Genomic DNA, 16,973 nt, shown 5'->3' with positions numbered 1-16,973 from the left:
GCTGCAGGTAACCGTTCCTGTTGGGTCCATGGCGGATTTGCCTGCACGTCCCCGCCGCCTGGGCCACCCGCGCGAAAAGCCGCCCCCGGAAGGCGCCAGCGGGCTGCGGCCAGGTTGCCGGAATGTAAGCAGCGTCTCTTTGCTGCGCAGCAAGTTAAAAATCGTTACAAGATACTTCGGCATTTCCAGCAGCATCCCGCCAGTTCAGCCCACACTTCGGGGTCGGGTGAAGCGGGATTCCCCCCCACCCTTGACTTGACACCTCTTCAGACCCACGCCTCTTCTTAGCCTTAGCCACATCGCCCTCCACCATGGCATCGCAAGCCGACGTCTTACTCCGCTGTCTGCAGGAAGCTGCCCAAGCCGCCAAGCCGGCGCTTGAACGTTGTATTGACCACGCGGTGGCGGCGCTGCAGCTGACAGACACCCAAAGCCTGAAAGTCGCCGAGCGCGACGAGGTGGCGCTGGCCTGGCGCGAACTGCAGCGCCACCGCGACGGCTGGTGTGCGCAATACCCCGGGGCCCTGCTGGCGGCCTTCCAGCAGCCCGAAAAACCTGCTGCGCAGCCCGTCGCGGCGCGCACCCCGGTGCCAGCGCTGGCGGGCGCCGACAGGTTCTCGCTGGTTGACGACACCGAGGTCGAGCAAGGCATCGAGTCCGCGCGGCTGCTGCAGCAGGTCGCCCCCATGGTCGAGCAGGTGCTGGCCGAACTCGACGGCCTGATGAGTTCGGCGCAGGGGCTGGTCACTGTCCGCGCGCAGGCCAACCCGGTGCGGCCCGAGGTTTTTGCGCAGACGCTGCGCACCCTGCTGTTGGGCGCGCCGGTGGCGCCCGCGATCAGCACGCTGTGGATCAAGCACCTCGGCGAGCCGCTGGGGCGCGAACTCAAACGCATCTACGAACGCCTGATCAATGTGCTGGAACTGGCCCAGGTGCGGACCGCCAGTTACCGGGTGCTGCAGACCCCCGCCAGCGCCGGCAAAAAGCCGGGCCGTGCCGCAGCCGGCACCCCTATGGGCGACAACAAGCCCGGCGCCGCCCCGGGCGCGCAAGGCGGCCCCGCCGGCATCGGTTATGCCTCGGACGAACCCTTCACCCGGGTGCCGTCGCAATACGCGGACCTGTCCAACGACGACGTCAAGGACGCGCTGCTCCAGGACTTCCTGTTTCGCGGCGGCAGCAAGGCCGACCATGGGCTGGCGCCGGCCTACTACGCCACCATCGAAGAAGAACTGATCGCGCTGAAGGGCACGCCCGACTCGGCACAAGCGGCACTGCAGGCCGAGCCCGGGCCCGCCCCCCCCGAGGCCGAAGCTGACGACCGAAGCTACTGCGGCACCCGCAGCGACCCGCGCCGTCCGGCGCTGCCGGCGCAGGACGCCGACGAGGAGCCGGACAACCCGTCACGCATCGTGGACGTGCTGAGCCAGCTGAGCTCGCAGGTCTGGGGCGTCTACGGCCGTGCCCGCGAGCGCGCGATGGTGCGCACGCAGCTGCACAAAGACGCCACCCGTGTCGGCCAGGTGCTGGGCATGGAGGTGGTGAAAAAACTCGTGACCCAGGTCGCGCAGGACCCGCGCCTGCTGGTGCCGGTGCGCGAGGCAATTGTGGCGCTGGAGCCTTCGCTGCTGCGCCTGGCCATGGTGGACCCGCACTTTTTCAGCGAGGAAAACCACCCCGCGCGCCGCCTGATGGAGCGTGTGGCGCAACGCAGCTTCAAGTACAACGACGAACACAGCCCGGCGTTCGACGTTTTTTTCCATTCGCTGACCGAGGCCTTCAACGGGCTCAACGCCCTGGAGATCGAGGACGCCCGGCCCTTCGGCGCCGCGCTGGGCGAACTGCAGGCGCTGTGGGACGAGCAGGACCAGCACGAGCGCGATCTGCGCGGCACCATGCGCCAGACCATGCAGTTTGCCGAAGAGCGGCAGGCGCAGGCCGACCAGATTGCACTGGACATGAGCCTGCGCGCCGACCTGGACCAGGTGCCCGGGGTGGTGCTGGACTTCCTGTTCGGGCCCTGGGCGCTGGTGATGGCGCATGCCCGGCTGACCGACACCGCGCGCCAGATTGACCCCCAGGGTTACGGCTCGCTGGTGACCGACCTGCTGTGGAGCGTCAAGCGCGAGGCCACGCTCAAACGCCCGGGCAAACTCATCGCCATGATTCCCGGCCTGCTCGGCAAGCTGCAGGCGGGCCTGGCATCACTGGGGCTGGACCCGGGCGAGACCGAGGCGTTTTTCGACGCCATGGAAAGATTGCACCGCCCGGTGCTCAGGCTGCGCCGCGTCCGCAGCCGGCGCGACGCCGTCGACTCGGACAACGCCCCGCTCGAAGTGGGCATGGGTGAAACCGACCTGTCCGACCTGGGCGACCTCCTGCCGGCCACCCCCGAGCAGCGCAAAGCCAAGGCGGCCGGCCAGCCCTGGCTGGCGCCGCAGGAACTCGACAAGGCCGGCTTTAAAGACACCCCGACGTCCGGCCCGGCAGCGCTGGGCGCCACGCCGGAGGACGACGCCCCGGCCTCCGAAGCGCCCGACAGCGGTGCGGCTGACACCCCGGGAGACGCCGCCGCTGGCGATGGCGATGGCGATGGCGCGCGCCAGCCCGAAGACATCCTGAGGGGCCTGCGCGAAGGCAGCTGGGTGGATATCTATTCCCGGCGCCACTGGCTGCGCGCGCAGCTGATCTGGGCCAGCAACCGCGGCACCCTGTTCATGTTCGTCAGCCACGGCGGCCAGCCCCACTCGATGACCAGACGCAGTTGCGAACGCCTGATCAGGGACAAGCTGATGCGTCCCGTCGATACCCACGGCGTGGTGGCCCACGCGCTGGACCACCTGGTCAAGGACGCCGCGCCGGAGGACCCGCAAGGCCCTGCCGCTTAACGCAGGCTTGCCGGCCCCGCCCGGGCTTCACCCCCGGAACGCTACAAATTCAATAGCGCCTTGCGCCCGCCATTTGCGGGCCGGAAGCCGATTTCATTAAAAATCTTGCGGCCAGCGCCGGCGCCGGCGGCTCCCCGCACCATAATATCCACTGTCATGCTTCTTGCATGGCAGAGGTCCATCTTGTTCAAATTTCTGCTTCGACTCACCGCCAGGGAACGCACGCGCCGCAGCAACCGGCAGTTTGGCGGCATCCTGGCGTTTGTGGCCGGGGCCATCAATGCCGGCGGCTTTCTCGCCGTGCAGCGCTACACCTCGCACATGACGGGCATCGTCTCGGCCATCGCCGACGACCTGGTGGTCGGCAGCATCGGCCTGGCGCTGGCCGGCCTGGTGAGCCTGGCCGCGTTTATCGGCGGGGCCATCACCACCACCTTGCTCATCAGCTGGGCGAGGCGCCAGGAACTGCGCAGCAAGTACGCGCTGGCCCTGCTGCTGGAAGCCGCGCTGCTGCTGATGTTCGGCCTGGTGGGCGCCAACCTGAAATCCTTTGCCACCCTGCTGGTGCCGACGGCGGTGCTGCTGCTGTGTTTCATCATGGGCCTGCAAAACGCCATCATCACCAAGATCTCGCACGCCGAGATCCGCACCACCCACATGACCGGGGTCATCACCGACCTGGGCATCGAGCTGGGGCGCCTGATTTACTGGAACCAGTCGAAAAAGGCCAACAGCATCCAGTTTGTCGCGGCCAACACCGACAAGCTGTTCATCCATGCCACGCTGCTCGGGCTGTTTTTTTCAGGCGGCCTGTTTGGCGCCGTCGCCTTCAAGGCCCTGGGCTTCAGCGCCACCCTGCCGATTGCCCTGCTGCTGGTGGCGATGGCCCTGCCGGCCATCGCGCTGGACCTGCGCAAGATCGCGAGGTCGCTGTGACCACGGCGCCCGGCGACTTTGAGTCGCTGCACTACGTCAAACCCTTTGTGCGGGAAGACGGCGCGTCGAAGTCGCTGCATTTCACGCTGGGCGAGCTGCAAAGCCGCATGCTTTTGCACCAGCCCTGGCGGCTGGATGTGGACTACACCCGGACCATGATGGGGTTTCTGCTGTTCCAGCCCGCGCCGGCCCACATCGGCATGATCGGCCTCGGCGGCGGCTCGCTGGCCAAATTCTGCCACCGGCAGCTGCCGGCCTCGCGCATGACCGTGCTCGAGATCAACCCACACGTGATCGCCCTGCGGCGCGAGTTCCAGATTCCCGACGACGACGAACGGTTTGCGGTGATCGCCGCCGACGGCGCGCTTTACCTGCAGGCCGCGGCGCCGGTCTTCGATGTGCTGCTGGTCGACGGTTTCGACCAGGACGGCCAGCCCGCGGCGCTGTGCTCCCAGCGTTTTTATGACGACTGCTTTGCCGCCTTGGGCGAGGATGGTGTGCTGGCGGTCAACCTGCACCACGACCACCCCGACTACCCGGTGCTGGCCGGCCGCATCCAGCGCAGCTTCAACGGCAACGCGGTCGAAGTCATGGCCGCGGAAAAAAGCAACGCGATTGTGTTTGCCTCCCGCGGCCCGGCCATTTCGCCGCGCCGCGTGAACCTGGCCAGAAGCCTGGCCGGCCTGGACGACCCGGCGCGCCTGCAGCTCAAAGCGGAGCTGGGACGCATCGCCTGGGAAATGAAAGACCTCGCCGGGGAAGGCTAACAAGGGGGCCAGGCCGCCGACGGCAGCGCGCGCCCCTGTCCCACGCCAGCCGCTCGGCGTGCAGGCACACTGGCAGCTTCCCGACGCACACGAAGGATCAGGATGAGCCAGAAAACCAATTTTTCGTTTGACATTCACTACCCGGCCGACACCCGCACGCCCGAGGCGCAACGCACGCAGCTGATGGCCTCGCTGGGCCCGACGCTGCAGGCGCTGTTTGCCGCTGACGACAGCGCGGCCACGGTGGCCGTCAGCGACAGCCACCAGGGCAGCGACCACAAGCTGGTCGAGCTGGTGACCACCTTGCAGGACAGGCAGATTGCCAGCCTCCTGAAGGCGTTTTCCGAACAGCACGGTCTGTCCGTGCAGGCGCTCGAATAGCGGGTCCGGGCCGCATCGGCCAGCGCGGTCAGTCGTTAGCTCTCAAATCAGGAGCTGGTTGCGACCGCAGATACTGGGCCGGATCGGCCTTTTGATCAGGGCAGGCTTTGCTGCTGGCCCTGTCCATCGCCTGCCCCATCATGGACGGACGTCACCACCAGGTGGATGAAATGCAGCTTGGCCACCACTTCGCGCGGCAGCACAAAGGGGTAAAAGTCGGGTTGCCCCATGGCGCGCGACATTTCGTTGAGCAAGGTGGTCAGCCGGGTCCACTGGTTCAGGAAGTCCAGGAAGACCTGCGCGCCCGGGTGGTCCGGCTGGTACAAGGCGTCCAGCGTGAAGGGCGTGAACTCCAGCTGGGCGCTTTCCGCCGACAGGCCAAAACTCAGGGCCGTGTCGACGGTGTCGCGCATGTGCAGGTAGTGGGCCCAGCACTCGGCCCAGTCTTCCCAGGGGTGCACGCTGGCGTAGGCACTCACGTAGTGCAGCGCCCAGTCCGGCCGCGGCCCCTGCTCGTAATTGGCCTGCAAGCTGGCCAGGTAGTCCTGGCTTTCATCGCCGAACAGCGCCCGGAAACCGGGCTGCCAGGACGTGCCGGCAACCAGGCGGTCCCAGTAGTAGTGGCCGACCTCGTGGCGGAAGTGGCCCAGCAAGGTGCGGTAGGGCTCATGCATGGCCTTGCGTGTGGCCTCGCGCGTGGCGTCGTCGGCCTCGTTGAGGTTGAGGGTGATCAGGCCGGTGTCGTGCCCGGTCATGATGTGCGGACCAAAGTCGGGGGAACGCAGGAAGTCGAACATCAGGCCGTGTTCGGTGTCCTCACTCGCCCGCGACGCCACCGGCAGGCCCAGCACCAGCAGGGCCGACACCAGGCGCCGCTTGGCCAGCTCGATCTTGCCCCACAGCTCGCCGTTGTCCGGGTGCGCCGGGTCGTTCAGGTCGGGAATCGTGCGGTTGAGGCGGCAGGCCTGGCACAGCAGCAGCTGCGGTTCGTCCTGGCTGACCGGCACCAGCCAGTTGCAGGCCGCCGGGGTATGCAGGTTGGCGCAGCGCAGGTAGACCGCCGCCGGTGTGTCGGGTTGCGCAGCGCCGTCCGGCCCCGGCGCACGGCCGCCCTCGGGCTGCCACGCGACCCAGGTGTCGGGCTGCTCGCCCGGCATCAGGGGCAGCAGGCTCGCCTGGGCCGGGTCGTAACCCAGCGCCGTGCCGCAGGCCAGGCAGGTGCTGTTCCTGAAAAACACGGGACAGCCGCACTGGCAGTGGTAGGCACGGCCGGCCAGACGCGGCAGGTGGGCGGTGGCGGAGGAAGGGCTGTCGTTGAACAAGGGATTTTTTCGAAGCGCCTGGCGCGGTGAACAAGGGCGACAGGCCGGTGGGGCCAGCGGTCCGTTTCCTTTGGAGTTTCCCATGTTTGCCAAGCCGCCCGGGCACCCGCCCGCCTTGTCCTTCTGTCAGTCTTTGCCGACAAAAAATGGCATGCGCCCGCCGGGCTTTTATCATCGGAGCACCGGTTCACATCAATTCAAAGGAAAACCATGCCCACCTACCACGTCGAAATGATGGAAGGCCGCACCATCGAACAGAAGAAAAAGCTGGTCGCCGAGATCACCCGCGTCAGTGTCGACATCCTGGGCGGCGCGCCCGATTCGGTGGATGTGATCATCACCGACATCAAGCGCGAGAACTGGTCCACCGGCGGCAAGCTCTGGTCCGAACCGCGCGACTGATGCCAGTTCGTTGCGCCGCGACAGAACAAAGCCGGTCGTGAGCCGCCCCTCCACGCTGGACGAAATGCAGGCGCGTTACGGCGCGCGTTACCGCTGGCTGCTGCTGCTCTCGGTGATGATCGGCACGATGGCCTCCATCATGTCCTCGACCATCGTCAACGTGGCGATTCCCGACATGAGCCAGCACTTCACCCTGGGCCAGGAGCGGGCGCAATGGGTCACCTCGGGCTTCATGGTGGCGATGACGGTGTCCATGCTGACCACGCCCTGGCTGCTGGCACGGTACGGCTACCGCCGCACCTATGTGGGCACCATGCTGCTGCTGCTGGCCGGCGGCATCGTCGGCGGCTTTGCCAACAGCTTCGCGCTGGTGCTGGGCGCGCGTGTGGCCGAGGGCCTGGCGGCCGGCGTGGTGCAGCCGATTCCGGCCATCATCATCATGCGGGCTTTTGCGCCGCACGAACAGGGGCGCGCCAGCGGCATCTTCGGCATGGGCGTGGTGCTGGCACCGGCCATCGGCCCCAGCCTGGGCGGCGTGCTGGTCGACCTGTTCGGCTGGCGCTCGATTTTTTTCATGGTGATCCCGTTTTGCCTGGCCTCGCTGTGGATGGCCTACCGCTATGTGCCGGTCACCGCCCCGGGCGGCGTCGCGCCGAACCGCAAGGGCGCCACACTGGACTGGCGCGGCCTGCTGCTGGGCGGCGCCGGCACCCTGTGCCTGCTCAATGGCATGGTGGCCCTGCACGGCGGCTCGGCGCTGCAAGCCGCCTTGCTGCTGGGCGGCGCGGCATTGGCGCTGGTGGCGTTTCTGGCCTGGCAGCGGCGCCTGGCCGCCACCGGGCGCGAACCGCTGATGAACCTGGCGCTGTTCGGCTACCGGACTTTCGCGATGGGCAGCATCGTGGCCTTCATCTACGGCACGGCGCTGTTCGGCTCCACCTATCTGCTGCCGGTCTACATGCAGCTCGGGCTGGGCCTGTCGGCCTCCTATGTCGGCACCATCCTGCTGCCCGCCGGTTTTGTGCTGGCGGTCACGATTGCGCTGGTGGGCCGGCTGGCCGACCGCCATCCGACCTACTGGCTGGTGAGCATCGGGCTGGCGCTGCTGGCCCTGTCGTTTGCGCTGATGCTGACCGTCACGCTGACCAGCGCCATCTGGGTGCTGGTGCTCTGGGCCATCCTGGGGCGCATCGGGCTGGGCTTCATCCTTCCGTCGCTCAACCTCGGTTCCTTGCGGGCGCTCGACCACAGCCTGATTTCGCAAGGCTCGAGCGCCATCAACTTCGTGCGCATGCTGGGCGGCGCCATTGGCGTGAGCCTGTGCGGCATCGTGCTGGAATGGCGGCTCGCGGCGCATGGCGATGCGCTGACACAGGCCGCGACCAGCCCGGCGCGGCTGGCCGCGTTCAACGAGTCCTTCATGATGCTGGCGGCGCTGTGCGCGCTGGCGCTGGTGGCGGCATGGCGCTTGCGCGAAGTGCCGGCTGCTTCTTCCAAGGGGTCCTGAATCATGTGCCAGTTGCTTGGAATGAACTGCAACACGCCGACCGACGTGACCTTCAGCTTCAGCGGTTTTGCGCAACGCGGCGGCAACACCGGCGAACACACGGACGGCTGGGGCATCGCCTTTTTTGAAGGCGACGGCAGCGGCGGCAGCGACAAGGGCCTGCGCCATTTTGTCGACCACCAGTCGGCGTGCGCCTCGCCCGTGGCCGAGCTGATACGCCGCTACCCGATCAAGAGCCGCAACGTCATTGCCCACATCCGCAAGGCCACGCAGGGCCGGGTCGCGCTGGAAAACTGCCACCCCTTCGTGCGGGAGCTGTGGGGCCGCTACTGGGTGTTCGCGCACAACGGCGACCTCAAGGATTTTTCACCGCAGCTGCACGGCAGCTTCCGGCCGGTGGGCACGACCGACAGCGAACGCGCGTTTTGCTGGCTCATGCAGGAACTGGCCAAATCACACGCCGGCGTGCCCAGCGTGGACGAGCTGACCCTGACCCTGCGCGAACTGGCGGCGCAGGTCGCGCCCCACGGCACCTTCAACTTTTTGCTCGGCAACGGCCAGGCCTTGTGGGCCCATGCCTCGACCAGCCTGTATTACGTCGAACGCAAACACCCGTTTGCCCACGCCACGCTCAGCGATGAAGACCTCACCGTGAACTTTGCCGAACACACGCAGCCGACCGACCGGGTCGCGGTGGTGGTGACGGCGCCGCTGACCACCAATGAACACTGGGTCGCCTTTGCGCCGGGCGAGCTCAAGGTCTTCGAAGGCGGCGCCCTGCGCGCCTGAACTGCTATTTAATCAGGAGCAGCCGCCGCATGGGCAGCATGGGCCAGCGCCGTTTTTTTCCTGTTTCAGAGGGTGGCTTCGAGCGCATCGACAAACATCGCCGCCACGTCGAACCCGGTCTGGTCGAAAATTTCCTGGAAGCAGGTCGGGCTGGTGACATTGATCTCGGTCACGCAGTCGCCGATCACGTCGACCCCGGCCAGCAGCAGCCCGCGGCTGTGCAGGATGGGGCCCAGCGCCTCGGCGATCTCGCGGTCGCGCGCCGACAGGGGCAGCGCCACGCCCAGGCCGCCGGCCGCCAGGTTGCCGCGCACCTCGCTGCCCTGCGGGATGCGCGCCAGGCTGTGCGGCACGGGCCGGCCGCCGATGATCAGCACACGTTTGTCGCCCTTGACGATCTCGGGCAGGAACTTCTGCACCATCAGGCTTTGCGCGCCGTGGCGGTTCAGCGTTTCGGTGATGGAGCCCAGGTTCAGCCCATCGGGCCCGACGCGGAAAATGCCCATGCCGCCCATGCCGTCCAGCGGCTTGAGGATGATGTCCTGGTGTTCGGCGTGGAAACGCTTGATGTCCTCGGGGTCGCGCGTCACCAGCGTGGGGCCGATGAACTGCGGGAACTCCATGATGGCGAGTTTTTCCGGGTGGTCGCGCAGCGCGCGCGGCTTGTTGAAGACCCGCGCGCCGTCACGCTCGGCCTGCTCCAGCAGGTGGGTGGCGTAGAAATACTCGCTGTCGAACGGCGGGTCTTTGCGCATCAGGATGGCGTCGACGTCTTTCAGCGCGACCTGGCGCGTGCCGCGCTCGGTGAACCACTCCTGCGCGTCGCCGGTCAGCGTGATGTCGCGCACATGGGCCATCACGGGTGCACCGCGCTGCCACATCAGGTCCTGCTGCTCGCAGGCGCTGATGCGATGGCCGCGCCGCTGCGCTTCGCGCATCATCGCAAAGGTGGTGTCCTTGTAGATCTTGAAGGAGGCCAGCGGGTCGGCAATGAAAAGAATATCCATGAACGGGGTCCATCAGTAAAAGGGGGTCGGGACTGCTCAGGCAGTACGCTGCCGGTATTGTTGTACAAATAGCGCCATCGCGCCGGCTGGATCACGTCCGGGATGACAAGCACGAGGAAATTCATGCTACAAATTTCATAGCTGCTTGCACCCAAATCCATGGGGCAAACGCCACAAAACATCAAGATCAAATCTCGATCTTGCTGCCCAGCTCCACCACCGAATTGTTCGGCAGGTTGAGGAAGTCCGCCGCGCCACTGGCGTTGTGGTGCATCTGCGCAAACAGCTTCTCGCGCCACGGCGCCATGCCGCTGCCTATGGAGGGCACCACCACATCGCGCGAGAGGAAGTAGCTGGTCGTCATGACGTCCAGTTCGCAGCCGCGCGTGCGCATCTGCTCCAGCGCCTTGGGCAGGTCCGGGTCATTCTTGAAACCGTAGTGAATCACCACCTGCCAGCAGTTGTGGCCCAGCGACTCGATCGCGAGCCGCTTGTCCATGCCGATCCATGGCACCTCATGGTTGCGTACCGTGACAAACAGGTTCTGCTCGTGCAGCACCTTGTTGTGCTTGAGGTTGTGCAGCAGCGCATTGGGCACGGCGCCCGGCTCGGCGGTCAGGAACACCGCCGTGCCTTCCACGCGGGCCGGCGGGCTGATGAACACCGCTTCCAGGAAGCTGGGCAGGTCGATCGCATCGGCACGCAGTTTCTCGTTGAGCAAGGCCCGCCCCTGCTTCCAGGTCATCATCAGCGTGAAGATGATCCCGCCAATGACCAGCGGAAACCAGCCGCCGGCAAACAGCTTCATCAGGTTGGAGGCGAAGAAGGCGAAATCCACGACGAAAAAGACACCGGTGGCGGAAAGGCAGAGCCACAAGGGGTATTTCCAGCCATAACGGATCACATAGAACGTCAGGATGGTCGTGATCAGCATGTCGGTGCAGACGGCGATGCCGTAGGCGGCCGCCAGGTTGCTTGACGAGCGGAACATCACCACGGCCAGCACGATGGTGACAAACAGGCCCCAGTTCACCAGCGGAATGTAGATCTGCCCGGTGTCGCGCACGCTGGTGTGCTCGATATTCAGGCGCGGCAGGTAACCCAGCTGGATCACCTGTTTGGTGACACTGAAGGCGCCCGTGATCAGCGCCTGCGAGGCGATCACCGTCGCCATGGTGGCCAGCAGCACCAGCGGCACCAGCGCCCAATCCGGGGCCATCAGGTAAAAGGGGTTTTTCACCGCTTCCGGGTTGCTCAGCAACAGCGCGCCCTGGCCGAAATAATTCAGGGTCAGGGCAGGCATGACCACGGCAAACCACGCCAGGCGAATCGGCTTCTTGCCGAAGTGGCCGAGGTCGGCATACAGGGCCTCGGCGCCCGTCACGCACAGCACCACCGCGCCGAGAATGATGAAGGTCGTCCCCGGGTTGAACCACATGAACATCACGGCGTAATGCGGGCTCAGTGCCTTGAGAATGATGGGGTTGGTGATGATCTGCGCCGCGCCCAGCACTGCCAGCACGGCAAACCAGACCAGCGTGATGGGGCCGAAAAACTTGCCGATGCCGGCGGTACCGCGCTTTTGCACGGCAAAGAGCGCAAACAGGATCACCAGCGTGGCCGGGATCACGTACTTTTCGAAGGCCGGGGAGATGACCTCCAGACCTTCGACCGCGGACAGGACCGAGATGGCGGGCGTGATCACGCCGTCGCCGTAAAACAGCGAGGTGCCGAAAATGCCGATGATCAGGAGAACCCGCCGCAGCTCCGGCTTGTCCTTGACCGCCTGCGAGGCCAGCGCCAGCATGGCGACCAGCCCCCCCTCGCCGTTGTTGTCGGCACGCAGCACCAGCAACACGTACTTGATCGAGACGATCACGGTCAGTGTCCAGAAGAAGATGGACAGGATGCCGTAAACGTTGTCAGGGGTGAAAGCGACGTGCCCGGAGCCGAAGACTTCCTTGATGGCATACAGGACGCTGGTTCCGATGTCGCCGTAGACGACGCCGACGGCGCCCAGGGTCAGCGCCGCAAGTGATGATTTTTTACTGGACACAAAAAAATTCCCGCTTGGGCTGGATCAGACAGGTGCCAGCGGCGGGAAGGGTTGCCATGAGGAACGCTATTTTGCGCCTCGTCCGGCACTTGGCAAGTCAGCGCAGACCCCTAATTGCGAGAATCCGGTATTTTGTTGCACTGCAACAACTTGTAACAACGGCGCGAAGCGGCCGTTTTTTTTATCCCCCTGGCAGGGGGAAAAATTCGCTCTTTTTTTGATAGCTTCCGGTGCCCGCCCATCAATGGCTGGAGGCCAAAAGGGCATGAAAAAGGGCCGCGTGGGCCCTTTTTCAGTCATACACCTCGGCGTTCGGGTCGGTGGCTTCCAGCTCGTAACTGGCGGCCAGCATGGCCAGCCGGCCGATCACGCCGTACATGTAAAAGCGGTTCGGCCCGCTGGAGCCGGGTTTGACGCCAGGCTGCGGCAGGCGGCCGCTTTCGGCAAACGCCAGCGGCACGAAGCTGGCGCCGGGGGCGTTGAGGTTTTCGTCGATGCCGCGGTCGGCATGCACGCGGTAGAAGCCGCCAACCACATAACGGTCCATCATGTAAACCACCGGCTCGGCCACCGCGTCGTTGATGCGTTCGTGGGTCTGCACCCCTTCCTGGATGATGACCTCGGACAGCTGCTGGCCGTCCTTGGTGGTGCTCATCTTGTTTTGGGTCTTGCGGCTGAGCTCGTCGAGGTCTTTGACGTCGCGCACCGTCATGATGCCCATGCCGCAGGTGCCGTTGTCGGCCTTGACGATGACAAACGGCTTTTCGTTGATGCCGTATTCCTTGTACTTGCGCTTGATCTTGGTCAGCAGCGCGTCGACGTTGGTGGTCAGGCAGTCCATGCCCGTGCCTTCGGCGATGTTGACCTCGCCGCACTTGGCAAACATCGGGTTGATCAGCCAGGGGTCCACGCCCAGCAGCTTGCCGAAACGCTTGGACACCTCTTCATAGGCCTGGAAATGGCGCGACTTGCGCCGCACCGACCAGCCCGCATGCAGCGGCGGCAGCAAATACTGCTCGTTGAGGTCTTCCAGCATGCCGGGAATGCCGGCCGACAGGTCGTTGTTGAGCAGGATGGTGCAGGGGTCGAAATTTTTCAGCCCCAGGCGCCGGTCGGTGCGCACCAGCGGCTCCAGCGTGATCTGCTCGCCGGTGGGCAGGGTCAGCGTGGTTGGCTCGGTGATTTCCGGGCTCAGCGAGCCAAAACGCACGTTGAGCCCGGCCTGGTGAAAAATCCGCTTGAGCTGCAGGATGTTGGCCAGGTAGAAGGTGTTGCGCGTGTGGTTTTCAGGAATGACCAGCAGGTTGCGCGCCTCGGGACAGATCTTCTCGATCGCCGCCATCGCCGCCTGGACCGCCAGCGGCAGCATTTCCGGCGTCAGGTTGTTCCAGCCGCCGGGATACAGGTTGGTGTCCACCGGCGCCAGCTTGAAACCGGCGTTGCGCACATCGACCGAGCTGTAAAACGGCGGCGTATGCTCCATCCACTCGAGGCGGAACCAGCGCTCGATCGCCGGTGTGGTGTCCAGGATGCGCTGCTCGAGTTCGTTGATCGGGCCGTTCAGGGCAGTGATGAGATGCGGAACCATGCAGCCTTCTTTTATAAGTATTGGTAACGAGTTTTAGGAGGTGGAGGCGATCACACCGCATTCAAGGCGAGGCGCCGGGTCGTTTCCCCCCAAGGGGCGACCGGCGGACCCCGCCGCGCTGCTAGCTATTATTTTGCGCCCTCGAGCCGCCGGTGAAGCAGCGCCCTGGCGGTTGCCGGGCTGAACCGGCCTGGCGCGCCATCGGTGAGGCGAGAAGCGCCATGACAAAGGCGGCCAGCCTGGTGCGACCGGCAAAGCCTGAAAAACCTGGAAAAGCGCCTCTCACAGCCGCACTTCCCCGTTGCCCAGCACCACGTATTTCAGCGAGGTCAGGCCCTCGATGCCGACCGGGCCGCGGGCATGGAATTTGTCGGTGGAGATGCCGATTTCGGCACCCAGGCCGAACTCGAAGCCATCAGCGAAGCGGGTGCTCGCATTCACCATGACGCTGGCCGAATCGACCTCGCGCAAGAACTGCTGGGCATGCATGTGGTCGCGCGTGAGGATGGCATCGGTGTGGTGGCTGGAGTACTGGTTGATGTGGGCAATCGCCTCGTCCACCCCGGCCACCACCTTGATGCTGATGACCGGCGCCAGGTATTCCTCGTACCAGTCCTGCTCGCTGGCGGGCTGGACCACGGCTTGCGGCACGCCTGCAAGCATCGCCCGGGCTTCGGCGTCGCAGCGCATCTCCACCCCTTTGGCGGCGTAGATGGCGCCGATTTTCGGCAAGAAGTCTGCCGCCACGCCGCGCGCCACCAGCAGTCCTTCGCTGGCGTTGCAGGGGCTGTATTTGCTGGTCTTGGCGTTGTCGGCCACAGCCACGGCCATGGCCATGTCGCAGGGGTCGTCCACATAGACATGGCAGTTGCCGTCCAGGTGTTTGATGACCGGCACTTTCGCGTCGCGGCTGATGCGCTCGATCAGGCCCTTGCCGCCGCGCGGAATGATCACGTCCACATACTGCGGCATGGTGATCAGGAGGCCGACCGCCGCACGGTCGATGGTCGGGACCAGCTGCACGGCCTCTGCCGGCAGGCCGGCATCCAGCAAGGCCTGGTGCACCAGGGCCGCCAGCGCCTTGTTCGACTCGATCGCCTCGGAGCCGCCGCGCAGGATGCAGGCGTTGCCGCTCTTGATGGCCAGCGACGCGGCTTCGATCGTGACGTTGGGCCGGCTTTCGTAAATCATGCCGAACACGCCGATGGGCACCCGCATCTGGCCGACGCGGATGCCGCTGGGCTGCTGCTTCATGCCGATGATCTCGCCGATCACGTCCGGCATGGCGGCGAGCTGCTCACACCCCGCGGCCACCGTGGCAATGTCCTTGGCTCCCAGCTTGAGGCGGTCCAGCATGGGACCGGCCAGGCCGGCCGCGGCCGCCCGTTCGAGGTCGCGCTGGTTGGCCGCCTGCAAGGGCGCGATGTTCTGGCGCAGCAAGCCGGCCAGCGTCAGGAGTGCTCTGTTTTTGATAGCTGCAGGCACCCTTGCTGTCTGGGCCGAGGCCGATTTTGCCTTGGCACCCATGACCGCCATCAGGCCTGCCAGTTCGGGATCGGCGTGGCCGGTTCGGGCCAGCGTGTTGGAAAGATCGGGCGCGTTCATGGCCCTATTTTGCCCGTATTCATGCGCCGGGGAGCACAGCCGTCACTTCCGGGCGGGCACGCCGCGGCGCTGCATCATGTCCTGGCTCATGGCCTGCAGGGCGTCACCCGTCAGCGTGGCCTGCGCCGCAGGGTAGGCCAGCTGGTCCTCGTCTGCCAGGTGGCGCACATACAGCGCGGCGAACCGGTTCAGCGCAGCGGTCCGGTCGCGGTCCAGCGGCGTCCAGTCCGCAGCCGGGCTGTCGGCAACGGCCTGCAGCACGCTGCGCGCCATCGGCCAGGCGGCTTCCATGTCGCGGTGGTCCTGCAGCAGGCGCTGCACCAAGGTGCGCAGGCCGGCGTCCGGCCCTGCCAGCAGCGGCGGGAACACGTGCAGTTCCTCGTCCTGGTGGTGCAGCGGTGCGGCGAGGTCGAAGTAGCGCATCACGTCACGCGCGGCCTGCCGCGCGGCATCGTCGCAGCCGTGCGCCAGCAGGTGCTGCTGCAGGCGGGCCTGCAAGGCCAGCATGCGCTCGACCCGCTCGTGGCAGGCGCCCAGCATCTCGAAAGGCGCTTCAAAACCCGCCCCGGGCGCATAAACGCCGGGCAAGGCCTGCGTCCGCGCACTGCGGCGCACGGTGCCCATGTCAGCCGAACTGCACCGGTTGGCCCTGCGGGTCAAACGGGATGAAAGCGCCAATCTGGCCCTGCTTGATGGACTCGACCATGCGCTGCAGCGGCTCCTCGGCATCTTCGGTGGTGGGCGCGCGGTTCACCGAGCCCGACAGGGCGGCCGCAAACACCAGGCCCCAGTTGTGGCCGAACTGGCTGGACTCCTGCACCAGCGCGGCAAACGAGCTCAGTTCCTCCGGCCGTTTGTCCACACACATCAGCGGCACCAGCGCACCGCCCTGGCCGGCTTCAAAACGCTCGCGCTGCACCGGTGTGCTGTCCTCGGGCAGCTCCACACCGGTGAACACAAACAGCAGGCGCTGCGGCTCGGGCTGGGCCCGGGCCGCCTGCAGCAGGTCATCAAAACTCAGAATGTCCATGAATCCATCCAGTCACAGGGAATAAAAAAAATCCGCCGGTTCGCGCCCCGGCGCGTCCCCGTCGGCAGAAAGGCTGCTTACAAAATCCGGCGGCACAGGGCGCAGGCGCGCGGGCTTGCGCGACTGGGCCGTGCCGATGCTGACAAAACACAGCGCCTGTTCGCTGGCCGCCAGGCCAAACAGGGTGCGCAGCCCGTCGGACTTCAGCGCCTTGCCACTGGTCAATGCCGAACCATACCCCAATGCGGTGGCCATGAGCAGCATGTTCTGGATCGCGCAGCCGGCAGACACGGTGCGTTCGGCCAGGTCGATCTCCGCATCGCCGCACTGGCCATCGACAACCACCAGCATCAGCAAGGGGGCACGGTGCGCTTTTTCGCGCGCCTGCGCCAGCTGCTCCGCAGTAGCCTGGGCGTCACGCGCCATCAGCGCCGCACCGAATACCTCGGCCAGCCGCGCGCGCGCCGCCTGCGGCACGAGCACCAGGCGCCAGGGTTGCAGCTGCCCGTGGTCGGGCGCCGTGGCCGCCGCGTTCAGGATCATGCCGAGCTGCTTCGCATCGGGACCGGGTGCCAGCAGGCGTTTGGGCAAAATGGTCTGGCGCGACTGCATCAGCGTCGCCGCCAGGCTGGCCGGATCGTGGTCTGGCGCGGTGGACAAGGGCAACGGGGCCGGGACGGCAAGCAGCTTCATCA

At 65.9% G+C, this 16,973-nt stretch carries 15 protein-coding genes and 1 pseudogene; 7 read left to right on the top strand and 9 right to left on the bottom strand.

The features are described from left to right. The first annotated feature begins 311 nt into the window (after positions 1 to 311). A complete protein-coding gene (locus B7G53_RS11330; RefSeq protein WP_096667643.1) occupies positions 312 to 2,888 on the top strand; it encodes a DUF1631 family protein in 2,577 nt (858 codons plus the stop codon). Between the two features lie 41 nt (positions 2,889 to 2,929). Here the strand turns inward: B7G53_RS11330 and B7G53_RS22840 are convergent, their stop codons facing one another. Continuing rightward, a complete protein-coding gene (locus B7G53_RS22840; RefSeq protein WP_176491338.1) occupies positions 2,930 to 3,079 on the bottom strand; it encodes a hypothetical protein in 150 nt (49 codons plus the stop codon). Here B7G53_RS22840 and B7G53_RS11325 point away from each other — a divergent pair. The 3 genes from B7G53_RS11325 (at position 3,069) to B7G53_RS11315 (ending at position 4,972) form a co-directional block, all read left to right on the top strand. Beyond that, positions 3,069 to 3,824 carry a YoaK family protein gene (locus B7G53_RS11325; RefSeq protein ID WP_096667747.1) on the top strand — a complete coding sequence of 252 codons (756 nt, stop codon included), beginning with the start codon at positions 3,069 to 3,071 and terminating at the stop codon, positions 3,822 to 3,824. The genes B7G53_RS22840 and B7G53_RS11325 overlap by 11 nt on opposite strands. Further along, positions 3,821 to 4,591, top strand: coding sequence for a fused MFS/spermidine synthase (locus tag B7G53_RS11320; RefSeq protein ID WP_096667641.1), 771 nt, complete (start codon positions 3,821 to 3,823; stop codon positions 4,589 to 4,591). Before B7G53_RS11325 ends, B7G53_RS11320 begins: the two co-directional genes overlap by 4 nt. A 102-nt stretch (positions 4,592 to 4,693) precedes the next feature. After that, positions 4,694 to 4,972 carry a hypothetical protein gene (locus B7G53_RS11315; RefSeq protein WP_096667639.1) on the top strand — a complete coding sequence of 93 codons (279 nt, stop codon included), beginning with the start codon at positions 4,694 to 4,696 and terminating at the stop codon, positions 4,970 to 4,972. Positions 4,973 to 5,067: 95 nt separating this feature from the next. Here the strand turns inward: B7G53_RS11315 and B7G53_RS11310 are convergent, their stop codons facing one another. After that, a complete protein-coding gene (locus B7G53_RS11310) occupies positions 5,068 to 6,294 on the bottom strand; it encodes a zinc-binding metallopeptidase family protein (protein ID WP_255249977.1) in 1,227 nt (408 codons plus the stop codon). A gap of 210 nt (positions 6,295 to 6,504) precedes the next feature. Between B7G53_RS11310 and B7G53_RS11305 the strand changes: the two genes are divergently transcribed. From B7G53_RS11305 to B7G53_RS11295, 3 genes and pseudogenes are all read left to right on the top strand, one after another. After that, complete coding sequence (locus B7G53_RS11305; RefSeq protein ID WP_096667635.1) at positions 6,505 to 6,696, top strand: 4-oxalocrotonate tautomerase; 192 nt, start codon at positions 6,505 to 6,507, stop codon at positions 6,694 to 6,696. After that, positions 6,644 to 8,203, top strand: a pseudogene (locus B7G53_RS11300) (MFS transporter); the annotation flags it as partial. The gene B7G53_RS11305 and the pseudogene B7G53_RS11300, both read left to right, overlap by 53 nt. A gap of 3 nt (positions 8,204 to 8,206) precedes the next feature. Beyond that, positions 8,207 to 8,992 carry a class II glutamine amidotransferase gene (locus B7G53_RS11295; protein ID WP_096667633.1) on the top strand — a complete coding sequence of 262 codons (786 nt, stop codon included), beginning with the start codon at positions 8,207 to 8,209 and terminating at the stop codon, positions 8,990 to 8,992. Between the two features lie 65 nt (positions 8,993 to 9,057). On the opposite strand, the gene gshB is transcribed toward B7G53_RS11295, so the two are convergent. From gshB to B7G53_RS11260, 7 genes are all read right to left on the bottom strand, one after another. After that, the gene (gene gshB / locus B7G53_RS11290) at positions 9,058 to 9,999 is read right to left on the bottom strand and encodes a glutathione synthase (protein ID WP_096667631.1); all 942 of its coding nucleotides are present in this window, start codon (positions 9,997 to 9,999) and stop codon (positions 9,058 to 9,060) included. 187 nt (positions 10,000 to 10,186) lie between these two features. Further along, on the bottom strand, positions 10,187 to 12,055 hold the full coding sequence (locus B7G53_RS11285; protein ID WP_096667629.1) for a potassium transporter Kup: 1,869 nt from the start codon (positions 12,053 to 12,055) through the stop codon (positions 10,187 to 10,189). Between the two features lie 292 nt (positions 12,056 to 12,347). After that, entirely contained in the window at positions 12,348 to 13,643 is a 1,296-nt protein-coding gene (gene gshA, locus B7G53_RS11280) for a glutamate--cysteine ligase (RefSeq protein WP_096667627.1), read from the bottom strand. A 282-nt stretch (positions 13,644 to 13,925) separates the two neighbouring features. Further along, positions 13,926 to 15,179, bottom strand: coding sequence for a glutamate-5-semialdehyde dehydrogenase (locus B7G53_RS11275; RefSeq protein ID WP_176491344.1), 1,254 nt, complete (start codon positions 15,177 to 15,179; stop codon positions 13,926 to 13,928). A gap of 111 nt (positions 15,180 to 15,290) precedes the next feature. Then, a complete protein-coding gene (locus B7G53_RS11270) occupies positions 15,291 to 15,788 on the bottom strand; it encodes a hemerythrin domain-containing protein (protein WP_096667743.1) in 498 nt (165 codons plus the stop codon). Positions 15,789 to 15,873: 85 nt separating this feature from the next. Then, complete coding sequence (locus tag B7G53_RS11265) at positions 15,874 to 16,278, bottom strand: ribonucleotide reductase subunit alpha (protein WP_096667623.1); 405 nt, start codon at positions 16,276 to 16,278, stop codon at positions 15,874 to 15,876. A 12-nt stretch (positions 16,279 to 16,290) separates the two neighbouring features. Continuing rightward, entirely contained in the window at positions 16,291 to 16,971 is a 681-nt protein-coding gene (locus tag B7G53_RS11260; RefSeq protein WP_096667741.1) for a nitroreductase family protein, read from the bottom strand. Positions 16,972 to 16,973: the final 2 nt, after the last annotated feature.

Origin of the sequence: Polaromonas sp. AET17H-212 (assembly GCF_002379085.1) — a bacterium.
In the GTDB taxonomy this organism is placed as follows: domain Bacteria; phylum Pseudomonadota; class Gammaproteobacteria; order Burkholderiales; family Burkholderiaceae_C; genus Polaromonas.
Note: the sequence above shows the minus strand (reverse complement) of the source record. Positions and strands in the feature narration are given on the sequence as shown.

Excerpts from the sequence above, each read along its gene's own strand:
- gshB (WP_096667631.1), bottom strand. The coding sequence starts at position 9,999 with ATGGATATTCTTTTCATTGCCGACCCGCTGGCCTCCTTCAAGATCTAC.
- B7G53_RS11315 (WP_096667639.1), top strand. The coding sequence starts at position 4,694 with ATGAGCCAGAAAACCAATTTTTCGTTTGACATTCACTACCCGGCCGAC.
- B7G53_RS11305 (WP_096667635.1), top strand. The coding sequence starts at position 6,505 with ATGCCCACCTACCACGTCGAAATGATGGAAGGCCGCACCATCGAACAG.
- gshA (WP_096667627.1), bottom strand. The coding sequence starts at position 13,643 with ATGGTTCCGCATCTCATCACTGCCCTGAACGGCCCGATCAACGAACTC.
- B7G53_RS11260 (WP_096667741.1), bottom strand. The coding sequence starts at position 16,971 with ATGAAGCTGCTTGCCGTCCCGGCCCCGTTGCCCTTGTCCACCGCGCCA.
- B7G53_RS11330 (WP_096667643.1), top strand. The coding sequence starts at position 312 with ATGGCATCGCAAGCCGACGTCTTACTCCGCTGTCTGCAGGAAGCTGCC.
- B7G53_RS11270 (WP_096667743.1), bottom strand. The coding sequence starts at position 15,788 with ATGCTGGGCGCCTGCCACGAGCGGGTCGAGCGCATGCTGGCCTTGCAG.
- B7G53_RS11275 (WP_176491344.1), bottom strand. The coding sequence starts at position 15,179 with ATGGCGGTCATGGGTGCCAAGGCAAAATCGGCCTCGGCCCAGACAGCA.
- B7G53_RS11295 (WP_096667633.1), top strand. The coding sequence starts at position 8,207 with ATGTGCCAGTTGCTTGGAATGAACTGCAACACGCCGACCGACGTGACC.
- B7G53_RS11265 (WP_096667623.1), bottom strand. The coding sequence starts at position 16,278 with ATGGACATTCTGAGTTTTGATGACCTGCTGCAGGCGGCCCGGGCCCAG.